The following is a 12,496-nucleotide window of genomic DNA, read 5'->3' on the forward strand; positions in this document are numbered from 1 at the left end:
TCGATTCATATCAGTGATAATTAAGATCGTCTTTTGTTACCGATGACAATTTCCTGAGACGTGGAATGATATAATTTTTAAAATCATCCATATAACTATAAATAACGGGCACAAACAGCAAACTGAGTAAAGTTGAGCTGAGTAACCCGCCAATGACGGCGATAGCCATGGGAGCACGGAAATTGGTATCCGCACCGCTGGTCAGAACCAAAGGGATCATGCCGGCAATCATGGCAATTGTTGTCATGATGATCGGCCTGACGCGCTCTTTCCCTGCCTGAATGATGGCATCATTGCGTGACATGCCAGAGCGGGATTTTTCGAGAATAAACTCAACGAGTAAGATTGAGTTTTTACTGACAATACCCATCAACATTAAAATACCGATAATAACGGGCATATCAATCGTGGCATTATAAAGAAGCAAAGCAATAATGGCACCACCGATAGCGAACGGCAGGGCAATCAGAATGGTGATAGGCTGTAAGAAATCTTTGAACAGAATAATCAGGATAGCCAAAACCATCAGGATACTGAGCATTATGGTGGTGAAGAAGCGTTCGAACATTTCATTCATGTATTCAACATCACCATACTCAATCCTTTTGACTTCCGGTGGTAATTTCTCCAGCGTGGATAATTGATTAATCTGCTCTAATGCGGTTCCGATAGCAATGCCGTCAAGGTCTGCTTCAATCACGGCCTTACGTTCTCTGGAGATGCGTTCTATGGCATCAGGCCCTGAGCTGAAGGTAATATCTGCAACAGATTTAATCGGGACATTAACGCCTGATGTACTGCTGACATACATATTACGCAGCACGGCCAGATTATCCCTGTCCTCTTTAGCCAATAAAACGCGAAGCGGCACCTGCCTGTCAGGTAAATTAAATTTTGCAGTATTGGCACTGGTTTCACCAATGGTAGCGGTTTTAATGACAGCGCCAATCGCATCGGTTGTTACACCTGCTCTGGCTGCTTCCGCAATATTGGGGGTGATGATAATTTCTCGTCTGGGTAACGGTTGTAGGATCTGAACATTTTTCAATCCGTTTAACTGCATCATTTCCTGACGTAGCTGCTGTATTGTTTGAGAAAGAATATCCGGATAGTCGCTGGCTAAAACAATTGAAACATCCCTATTGCCGCTACCGCTGCCAAAGTTATATCGAATATCTGGCGTTGCACTCAGAATAGGTGCTAATGATTCTTCAAACTCTTTTTGTGACAATTTCCGATCATTAATCGGCACTAAATTAATAATAATAGTGCTTTTACTCTGACTGATATCCCCGGCTGTCCCTTCAACACCTGCGATAGAAAAGATATCTACAATTTCTGGTCGGTCTTTAAACTGCTTAATAATCTTCTGTAAAAGTTCATCACTTTTGGCTACCTGTGTTCCGGGAGGTACTTCAATATCTACTTTAGCGATACTGATATCTGATTTGGGTAAAAAACCGGAGGGCAATAGCTCAAGCAGGCTTAATGAGCCAAAAAGGAAAACAAGGGCTAAGGCCAAAGCTGTTTTACGAAATCTGAGTGTTTTATCGAGAATAGCAACATATTTGTTGATCCACTCAGGTGTCCTGACTTTATCTGCTTCGTCATGTTTTTCCGATAATGTTTTTTTAGCCGATGCCTTTTTCGGTAATAACAGGTAGGCAGACATCAGGGGAGTAACCAGTCTGGCAACTAACAAAGATGATAAAACAGCGGCTGAAACAGTAACGCCGAAAGGCACAAAATACTGGCCGACAAAACCACCGACAAAACTGACCGGTAGAAAAACGGCAACAATCGTAATCGTAATCGCGATGATGGCAAACCCGATAGCATTGGATGCTTTGATAGCGGCAATATAGGGTCTTTCACCTCTTTCAATATATTTTTCTATATTCTCTATTTCGACTATCGCGTCATCCACTAAAATCCCGATCACCAGCGTTAATGCTAATAGTGTGATGCTGTTTAATGTGTAGCCAAATAAATGCAGAATAATAAAAGTAGGCAAGATAGATAACGGCAGGGCAATTGCAGCAATTAATGTTGCCCGCCAGCTTTTCAGAAAGAAGAACACAACAATGACCGTTAATATTGCACCTTCGATCAGTGTTTGCATAGTGGCATTATAACTGGCTACGGTGTATTTCACATTTGATGAAACGAGTTTGATATTAATATCAGGGTATTCTTTTTCAATTTTTTTTAATGCCTGTGTGACTCCTTTTTCAACTACGGTATCACTTGAGCCTTTGGTACGGAAGATGGCAAAACCAATAACAGGTTCACCATTCAGGCGTGCAATAGTATTTGTTTCTGCATGTGAATCTTTAATTGTGGCAATATCGCCCAGTGTTACCCAGTTATTATTATCTAATGGGAATTTTAATTGACGTAAATAATCGATTTTATTTTTAGCACCTAAAATACGGATAGCATGATTCTGACCGGCGATAACCATTTTTCCGCCGGGGATATTGACATTACTTTGGAGTAATAACCGGTTAATATCTGCAACACTGATTTTTAATGCAGCCAATTTCACTGGGTCAGGCTCAACTAATATTTCTCTGCTTGTGCCTCCAGAGCGGCTGACCTTCTGTACGCCGGGAATAGTTAATAAATGCTTACTTAATTTGTCATCCACAAACCAGGATAATTCAGTCAGACTTTTATCCTTTGACTGAACAGCGTAATTCAGAATAGAACCTCCCTCTATATCAATACGATTTATCAGAGGCTCATCTATAGTTTGTGGTAATTCTGCCCGTATTTGGGTGATTTGTTCCCGAATATCATTAACGGCGACATTGGGATCAACGGTCAAATTAAATTCAACAATAGTAATAGAGACACCATCAGTAATGGTTGAGTTAATATGCCGGATCCCGGGTAAACCAGAAACTGCCCGTTCAATAGGCTTGGTAACGGCATTCTCCATTTCGGAAGGAGAAGCCCCATTTTGTGCAGCAGTGACCGTCACTATCGGGAAATTAATCACCGGATTGGCATTAATGGGTAACTCAGAGAAAGAGAATAACCCGGCAATTGTCAGAGCCAGGAAAATAACAATGGTGGGAATTGGCTTTCTGATGGCCCATTCTGATAATTGAAACTTCATTTTATTTTCCCTGTGGCTTAATAGAAACGGTATCCATCTCCTGTAAGAATGGAGATGCAGAAATAACAACTTTATCGTTTGCTGATAATCCTGATTTTATTTCCACCCAATTACCAAAAATACGTCCTATATTAAGTTGTTTCTTTTCGACCACATTTTTTTTACCAACAATAAAGGCACTGGCTTTATTTCCGTTGGTAATATTAACTGCACTATAAGGAATGGCATTAATATTTTCAGGCTTAAACTGAAAGAAAGCATAACCGAAATCACCCGGCCTGATATCTGCGGGAACATTTTCAAGAGCGATCCTGATAGTTCCTATCTGAGTGACAGGATTAATTTTGGGCGAAATATATCTGACTTTACCCGTTATTTTTTCACCTTCAGTGAGCGTTATTGTTGTGGGGAAACCGACACGGATCTGTTTTAATTCAGTGATATAGGCTTCAGCAGAAAATTCGTACTGGTTATCAGCGATAAGTTTAAACAGGTAATTATTATCGGTGGTCATCCCCACTGTAGCGATGCGTTCACTGATAACTCCGTCATTAGGAGCAAGGATCGTTGTTTTGGCCCGCTGGCTTTTTTCTTCCTGCAATAGAGCCTGTAACTGTCGATACTCAGCTTTTGCTGCATTCAGGGCGGCCAGTGCGGAGTTTGCTTCCATTTTATATTTTTCAAATTCACTGGCTGAAATTACGCCTGTGCTGATAAGCGGTTTTACTCGCCTCAGTTCAGATTGTGCCTGATTGTTTACAGCTTCGTTCTGTTTTATCAGAGACAGTGATTGTTCGAGTTTAGCGCTGGCCTGCCTGACTTTCTCATCCTGAATGGGCGTTTCCAGCATAGCCAGAACATCCCCCTGCTTGACATGATCACCTTCTTCGACCAAAACATGCGTAATGATAAGTTGAGTCAGCGTAGGGCTGATGACAACCTCATTTTTGGCGACGATAGACCCTAATATATTGACGGTGGGAACAAAGGGAACAGACTGAATTGTTGTGGTTGAAACATACATCTGTTCCGTGGATGTCTGGGCGTTTGTATTGAAAATGAGAATAGAAAAACAAAAGCCAAGAAGGGGTAACAAATTTCTTGCCATTTATCGTCCTTACTAATGAGCAGAATGCCTAAATTAGCACCTATATTTTTAGATAGATTAGTCTATCTAAAAATCGAGCGCAAACATTTTAACCACATTCTAATCTAAATTGCTTCGTACGAAATTAACTATAAGTTGTGTATGGGATTGGTGTTTTTGTTCCTTTACCTACTTTTTGGGCAGGTAAGGGAACAAAAGAGAAGAAGGGGTATTGCAAGGAGACAAGCTCTTCGCGGCTGAGACCAGTGTTTTTCATAACCCGTTCAATACTGGCACCGTTTTTTAAGAGGTTTCGGGCAATGTTAGCTGAAGCCCTATTGGGTTTTCACTGAATAAAGCACATCAGACATGTTTAAACGTAACTGACGATCAATAAATGAAGAGTTAGTCAATTTTAACGTATTAAAATTACATGGTTTATTAATTTTTTCATTATTTAATAAAAAATAATTATTAAAACACCAAAGTTATAATTTGACAAAATTAAAATTAACGCCTACGACTTATATATGGGTAAAAATTTTAATCTGGTACTAATCTTATAATTGTTCATTAAAAAATAACAAATTGTATTTTTTTGAAACAAAAAATTATAAATAAGGTAATTATTATGACTACGCAAAAAAAATTAATGTTCAATTCTACGTCTATCACTAAGTTTATGAAAAACTATGAGATGGAAAATAATAATGAACATAATATAAATGATAATCTTGAAACTATAGAGAATAGAAATGGAGAAATTGAGGTTTTTTATCAGGAAGTTGGCAATAATGTAAATGTCATTAATATGTATCCTAATGCTAATGGGGGTGAGTATAGTGGATATAGTAGTAAAAAAATTCCTATTGAAATCAATAATGATTATAATATTAAAAATATATATTTAACTACATTTGATAATGGTAGGATAGTCGTATTTTATATAAATGGAGATTACATAAAATATATTTATGAGAATGAAGAAACAGATGGTGAACGTTGGGTTTCGAGTGAAAAAAAATATCATTTACCAAAATATCATTATGATAATGATGGTGTTGAATATATTATTAATGAAATGAGTATAAAAACAATTGAGATGGATGGCAAAGAAGTAATAGAAATCAGCTCAAACTATTTTAATATAAAAAAACAATTTCATAACACAGTGAATTCAAATAATAGAAAAAATATTATAAATAAATCAAAAATAAATAAAGTGGATGATAATTTCAAAAAATCATTAAATATTACCAATGAAAAAGCCGGTGAGCCCAATATAAATTTTGATATAATTTTATCCACCATAACAAAAGAGGGTCATGAAGTAACTAATTCTATACTTATAGGTAATAATTATGATGAACTTATTAATTTTAATATAATATATGATACTTATAATTCCGACTATATGTTTATATGTCATATTTTTTCAATGAAATATAAAGTGGATTCATACGCATATTACTTTGCCGAAGATTGCATATTAGACGGGAAAATAAAAAAAATAGAGAAATTAAAACAAATTGAATATTCTTATAATGGAAAGAAAAAAAGCAAAATTTACTGTAAAATTTACACGGAATATTTGCATCAGTATATTGTTTCATTGCGTATTGATGGTGATAGAGTATTAGTTGATAAAGTTATCTCTGAAAAAGATCTCAATATAACACCAAAAGGTAGAGATATCTTTGATTTTAAATTATCACTTGATAGTAAAAATAGAACACATTTATTTCTAGATTATAACGAAGATAAAAGCCGTATACATGAATCTGTTCTATATCATATGATGGAGTATAATAACTCTCCCAAAGGTTGGAGCGAGCCTACTCGAATTAATACACAGGTAATGTCATATGATAATACAGCATACAGTACACTCTTGAGCATATCAGGTGGGGTTAATGTCTTTTTTGTTGATAAAAATAACACCTTTATTCGTTCAATGTGGTCACGTGAAAATGACCAATGGATTATTAGTGATATAACACCAGGGATAGAAAAATCCATAAAAGAATTTTTTTCTTATAGCACAGAGTTATATATAAAAGATAAAGCAGGATTTCCATTAACTAATGAACCTGTAAAAATATCATCATCTGCACAAACTAAGCTGATGATTAATGGTGATACATATTTCCTTGGTGAATATCAGGAAATAGAAATTAAGACGAACGCCCGTGGGAGTTTTATCATTATACAACCCGCTGAACAGTTAGGTGTAGCAGCATTATCATTTACTTTGCCTCAACGTGATCCTTCCCCTGTTGCTATTCGTCAATATGCGGATATTAAAAAACGTCTGTCTACGTTAACGGGTGATGAATTAATCAATGCTAAGGATAGTGAAGGTAATCCGTTATTACCTAATAAAATTAAGAAAAAAGTTGCAGATTCAGTAGTGGATGGTGTGAAAAAGTGTATGGAGCTTGTTGATACAGCACCTAAATTACGCAGTACATTTAAAAAAGATATTCATGTTGGAAAATATCTTACTGAAACATTACGTCAGCTAGAGACATTGAATGTACCTGAGCAGTACCAACCATGGATGCTTGACTTAAGTGCAGGTATACCAATTTACCGTGAACTCAATGAAAAAGATATTCAAGATAAACTAACTAATTTATTTGGTTTGCCTGAGTGGTTTGGTGATATAGGTGATTTTATTTTAAATGTAAAAAATAAAATTTTTGAGATTGGTGAATTTGTGGTTAACGAATATGGCAAGGCTGTTAAATGTACATTTACATTTTTTGAGGAGGGAGTTAAGAAAATTTTTAATGCAGTGGTGAAATTTGCGAGTGACGCTTTAAATTTAGCATCAGAAATATTTAATTCTATAAAACTAACAATTGATAAAATTATTGAATGGATTGGGTTTGTTTTTGATTGGAAGGATATTATGAGAACCAAGAAAGCTATTTCTCATTTATTATCTATGCAAAAAGGAGCTCTTACAGGAATGATTGAAAAAGAGGGAGGAGAATTTGAAGGTATTTTAAGAAAATCTAATGAAATTGACAATAATGATTTAGATAAGGTGATTAAATGCCTTGAGGGTAAAAATGTTAGTTATTACAATTCTAAAATGGAATTGTATGAGAGTAAAAATAATAATATTTATAAAGATATAGAACAAGCTTTTTCTAATAATTTTTTACTGGAAAAATTTATTAAGAGTAATAACAATGATATTGTAATGTTATCCAATGAAAATCAAGTTGGGCTCTTGGTTGATTCTAGTCATAAGTCAATAGATGATTTCATAAAAAATACAGAAGAGTACAGTGGTAAATTTTTAAAATCTAAAGAATACAAATCGGTTTGTGATAAATTAACTAAACATCAAGACATAGATTCTATTTTATCTATGACAATGATAGAGGTTTTTAATTCTTTGAAATCATTAATGGATGAAGGAATAAAATATGTTATTGGGTTATTTAAATCAGTTATGGAAATAATTAAATCTATAGTTGATAAGTTTTATAGTTTTATGGATACACCTTTAGAGATTCCTTTTGTGTCAAAATTTTTCAAATTTATTACAAACACTGAAAATAATCCAAGCTTAAACGATTTTTTATCATTGATTATTGCTATTCCAACAACTATTTTGTCTAAATTAGTATTAGGTACTCAATTATTTTCTAATGAAGAAAGTATCTTAAAATTTAAAAAAGAAATTAGTTTGAATAAATTCTTGGATATCATAAATCCAAAAGATAATCATTTAACTGTCCTAACTAAATGTATTTCAAAAATACAGAATGAAAAATACACTAAGGATTCTGAAAATATAAAAATACTAAAAATTCTTAGCACAAGCTTTTCGTTTTTATCATCGATCCTTGGAATATTACGTGTGTTTGCTTTTACTTTTTCAAAAAATTCTGGAGGTACTCTGCAGAAATTTTCCATGGGAATAATAAATATAGCTGATGCTTCGATCTCTACTATAAATTTAATTATCACTGCATTTTATTCTTTTAATAGTGGGTTTTCACTTATTATTTGGATTTTTTATTTATTCTTAACCCTTATTTCTCTGTTGTGTGGATTAATATTGGTATTTTATATAAATTTATCCGATCCGGAAGTAGTTGCTTTAAATATTTTAACTTTTGTTGGGAATATCATATGTGGTTTATTTATATTTATTATTACTATTGTATTTGTTTTTGTAGAAAGTTTATTTTGGATGGATGCCGTGTTAGGTATTTCATTTGGAATAGGAAAAATTATTAGTGTAGGCACTCTTATGGATATTCGGGTTGTTGTCATTACTTTGGGTCTTCAATTCTCTTTAGGAATTCTTGGTGCCTGTATTAAATTAGCATCCTTACTTGATGAGTAACACTTCTAAGAAAGATGGTCAGTTGTTTAAAGTTAGTTTGCTAAAAGAATAATGTACGATGGTATATAAACAACTGGCCGAAATAAAAAGATATCAGATTTTTAATCTGAAGGAAGCGGGTGTTTTACAACGAGTGATTTTAATCTCTTCGGGTCGAATTCCCCGCCGCTTGCGGCGTAAACTAACATAATGAGCGAATACATCCATAAAAGTCATAATGTCACCATCTTGTTGTATCACTTAGTGTTACCCGCTAAGTACCGCAAGGCAGTTTTTGACTTGCAGGTAGATGAAGTCCTAAAAGATATTTGCCTTGAAATTGAGCAAAGGTATCAGCTGAAATTTTTGGAAATAGGTACAGACAAAGACCATGTGCATTTCTTGATCCAATCGGTGCCAACATACAGTGTGACAAAAATTGTAACGCTGATAAAAAGTCTGACTGCAAGAGAAATATTCAAACGTTGCCCTCAAGTGAAAAAGGAACTATGGGGCGGAGAATTTTGGACAGATGGATATTTTGCCAGCACAGTTGGTAAACATGGAGACGAACAGATGATTGGCAAATATGTTAAAAATCAAGGTAAAGAATATAACAAATTACATCCAGACTATCAGTTTGCACTGTTTTAAGATACCCCGCTGCTTGCGGCGGGGTTTTTCATTATCACCTAATAGGTCATTAATCAGTATAGCGGTGATACTTCTGTCGATACTCTTTGGGCGTCAGGCCATTACAGCGTTTAAACAACTCCCTGAAATAACGGGTATCTTCATAACCCACTTCATGGCTGATCTCTTCAATCGTTTTTTGTGACTTTTCCAGCCAGTGTTTGGCCTGTGACAACCGTATTTTCTGAATATACTGGATGGGGGTTTGCCCTGTGGCAATTTTGAATCTGCGTTTCATTTGCCGTTCACAAAGGTGAATTTTACTGGCTAAATCAGCGACGGATAAAATCTCAGAAGGGAAAGAGTGCATCCAGTCCTGTAATTTGTGGATGAGCAGATCAGAATGCTGGCGGTAAGGAACAAAGCTGACTGAATCATACGAACTTTGGTTTTCGTTTTCCCCGAACAGAAAGTGCGCGCAATGCTCTCTGGCACATTTACCATAGAGTAGCTCGACAATATTCATCATGGCGCTGGCGGTGCCATAAGCGCTGGAAATACAAAAACGGTTATTGTCACAAGTGATTTTTTTATCCATATACAGGGGAATATGGGGAAATAATGCCTTAAATTCAGCAGAAAAATGGGGATGAATGGTTGCACTTGTTTTCAGTAGACCGGCTTTTGCCAGCATGAACGTGCCAGAACATACGGAAACGATAGGAATATGTTTTTCATCCATCGCTTTAAGCCAGTCTATTATTTCCGGTGAGCAGTGTTGTGGCTGCCATTTTGGAAAACCCAGTGAGCCGATCAGGATGAGGTCAGGATACTCTACCTGATAAAGGCTGCTGTGAGATACCGGGATAGATTCAATCAGCCTATCATGGATTTCATCCATTTTCTGAAGGGAGGGGGAAATAACATGAACGTGAGGAGTGGGGCCGCCAATAGCATTGGCGGCAATAGTCAGTATTTCAATCGGCATGGTAACCGATGTGACTGATGAATGTGAAAAAACCAGGGCTGTGATAGAGATTTGTTTCATAGTCGTATTCTCTTCCTTAAGAACATCTTACAATGCTGTGTTAATTTCGTTATGAAATTAATTTTAAGATGAAACAATCCACATCTTCAATGAATTTCCTGCCGTAATAATCACTCAGTTTGCTGATGCCAGAGTTGAGCATAAAGCCCATTTTGTTGTAACAGGTCGGTATGTGAACCGGATTCAATAATTCTTCCCTGATCTAAGACGAATATTTTATCTGCATGACGAAGCGTATTCAGCCGGTGGGCAATACTGATGATAGTCCTGTTCTGGCGGATCTCATCCATATTACTCATAATGGCGGCTTCGGATTCATAATCCAGTGCAGAGGTTGCTTCATCCAGAATCAGGATCTTGGGGTCATTCAGTAATGCCCTTGCCAGAGCGATACGTTGCCGCTGGCCGCCGGACAGGTTACCGCCTTTTTCCCCGACCGGATGGGCGAATTTATGGGGAAACTGATTGATGAAATCGATGGCACCGGCCAGAGTCGCAGCGCGATACAGTTCTTCATCGGTGGCATTGGGTTTACACAGGCGGATATTGTCAGCAATGCTGCCGGAAAACAGAATGCTTTCCTGTAAAACTACGCTCATGTTACGTCGCAGCGATACCGGATCTGCAATAGCCAAATCCATACCATCCACCAGAACCTGACCATGTTGTGGTATATAGAGGCGCTGTAATAAACGGGTCAGAGTGCTTTTCCCTGAGCCGGATGGCCCGGTAATCCCGATAAACTCCCCCGCACTGATTGATAGTGACAGGTTCGCCAGTACTTCAGGGGTATCCTCATGATAGCGGAAGCGAATATTTTTAAATTCAATCTGTCCGGCCAGTTCAGGGGAAGAAACTAACCCTTGTTTACTGTTTTCCATCGGCTCATCAAGAATATCGCCGACACGTCTCAGGGCGATCAGGGTATGCTGAAAATCCTGCCATACCTGTGCCAGACGCAGGATTGGCTGGGTGACATGCCCGGCCAGCATATTAAAGGCAATCAGTTCTCCGGGAGAGAGTTCTCCGGCCAGCACACTTTTGACACCCCACCACAATAATAATGCGGCCACAATTTTCTGGATAAGTGCGATCCCTTGCCCAGCCGCAAGCCCGCTTTTCTGGGCGGAAAAACGCTGAATTAACTGTCGGCTGAGTACGGCCTGCCACTGGTGCAGAAAGCGCTTTTCTGTTGCTGTGGTTTTGATGGTTTCGATACCGGTAACCGCTTCAGTCAGGAAACTGGTTGCCTGAGCATCTGCTTCATATTCGGCTTCCACTTTATGCCGGATAATCGGGCCGACGGTTACCCAGAGCAGGAAATAGAGAACCAGTGATCCGGTTACAATCCATGTCAGCAGGCTGGAGTAATGGAACATGACGCCGAGAAACAGCACAATGAAGATCAGGTCGAGCAATAACATCAGGGTAGAACCGGTCAGAAACTGGCGGATCTGAGCCATTTCTCTGACGCGGGCGATGATTTGCCCTGTCTGACGCTGTTTGAAATAGGGCAGTGGCAGCCCTACCAGATGACGGTAAAGCCGACCGGAAAGTTCCGCATTGATTTGGCTTGCCATATGCCCGAATACGGTATTACGCATAAACCCGTACAGAGGTTCCGCAATGGCGAGCGCCAGCATCGCCAGACCGAGAACATGCAGGCTGGAAAGGCTGCGTCCGACTAATACCTTATCAATGATATTTTCAAACAGTAAAGGTGCTGCCAGTGCAAAAAGCTGCAATACAATAGCCAGCAGGAAAATATCCTTTAACTGTTTTTTCTGCCTGAAAATGGAAGGATAAAACCAGCTTAGGCCAAATTTGACGTGTTTTTTAGTCAGGCTTTTTTCGGCAACCAGCAGGATCTTATATTGATCGCGCAGAGCATGTACTTTTTGTTCTCCCGTAATGGGATTGAGTGCGGTGAAACGGTCTGCATTAATACTCAGCAATACCCACCAGCACTGCTCCAGCTCAATCAATGCAGGCAGTGGCAGAGTCGATGCAGTTTCTGCTGACAGGGAATCAAACTTACTGTGCAGCCCGATGGCATCCACCGCTTCCCGTAGCTGCCAGTCCGTCAGTTCCAGCGAATCCAGCCCCAGCGCATGATGTAATTGCCCGGCATCGGCAACTTTATGGAATTGTTTTCCCAGCCAGACGGTACACTCAATAGCATGATTATTGACGTGATTTTCTGTATCAGTGCCGTCTGTACCTGAAAAACGTTTATCGGAAAAAACATTTACCATG

Annotated in this window: 6 protein-coding genes and 1 pseudogene; 2 read left to right on the top strand and 5 right to left on the bottom strand. The window is 37.9% G+C overall.

Going from position 1 to position 12,496, the window contains the following annotated elements; translation table 11 throughout:
* Window positions 1-10 precede the first annotated feature (10 nt).
* From AACS90_RS03495 to AACS90_RS03505, 3 genes and pseudogenes are all read right to left on the bottom strand, one after another.
* On the bottom strand, window positions 11-3,124 hold the full coding sequence (locus AACS90_RS03495; RefSeq protein WP_099121715.1) for an efflux RND transporter permease subunit: 3,114 nt from the start codon (window positions 3,122-3,124) through the stop codon (window positions 11-13).
* Window position 3,125: 1 nt separating this feature from the next.
* The gene (locus AACS90_RS03500; protein WP_099121716.1) at window positions 3,126-4,232 is read right to left on the bottom strand and encodes an efflux RND transporter periplasmic adaptor subunit; all 1,107 of its coding nucleotides are present in this window, start codon (window positions 4,230-4,232) and stop codon (window positions 3,126-3,128) included.
* 317 nt (window positions 4,233-4,549) lie between these two features.
* Window positions 4,550-4,663: pseudogene (locus AACS90_RS03505) on the bottom strand (Rpn family recombination-promoting nuclease/putative transposase); the annotation flags it as partial.
* 179 nt (window positions 4,664-4,842) lie between these two features.
* On the opposite strand from AACS90_RS03505, the gene AACS90_RS03510 reads away from it, so the two are divergent.
* Both AACS90_RS03510 and tnpA read left to right on the top strand, forming a co-directional pair.
* Window positions 4,843-8,580 carry a hypothetical protein gene (locus tag AACS90_RS03510; protein ID WP_099121717.1) on the top strand — a complete coding sequence of 1,246 codons (3,738 nt, stop codon included), beginning with the start codon at window positions 4,843-4,845 and terminating at the stop codon, window positions 8,578-8,580.
* A 189-nt stretch (window positions 8,581-8,769) separates the two neighbouring features.
* Window positions 8,770-9,213: an IS200/IS605 family transposase gene (gene tnpA, locus AACS90_RS03515; protein ID WP_099121718.1), complete on the top strand. Its 444-nt coding sequence runs from the start codon at window positions 8,770-8,772 to the stop codon at window positions 9,211-9,213.
* Window positions 9,214-9,262: 49 nt separating this feature from the next.
* Here tnpA and AACS90_RS03520 read toward each other — a convergent pair whose 3' ends face one another.
* Together AACS90_RS03520 and AACS90_RS03525 are read right to left on the bottom strand one after the other, a co-directional pair.
* A complete protein-coding gene (locus AACS90_RS03520) occupies window positions 9,263-10,240 on the bottom strand; it encodes a GlxA family transcriptional regulator (RefSeq protein WP_099121719.1) in 978 nt (325 codons plus the stop codon).
* Between the two features lie 110 nt (window positions 10,241-10,350).
* Window positions 10,351-12,495, bottom strand: a complete 2,145-nt coding sequence (locus AACS90_RS03525) for a type I secretion system permease/ATPase (RefSeq protein WP_099121720.1) — start codon at window positions 12,493-12,495, stop codon at window positions 10,351-10,353.
* Between the last annotated feature and the right edge of the window lies 1 nt (window position 12,496).

Origin of the sequence: Xenorhabdus sp. KK7.4 (genome assembly GCF_963876465.1) — a bacterium.
In the GTDB taxonomy this organism is placed as follows: domain Bacteria; phylum Pseudomonadota; class Gammaproteobacteria; order Enterobacterales; family Enterobacteriaceae; genus Xenorhabdus; species Xenorhabdus stockiae.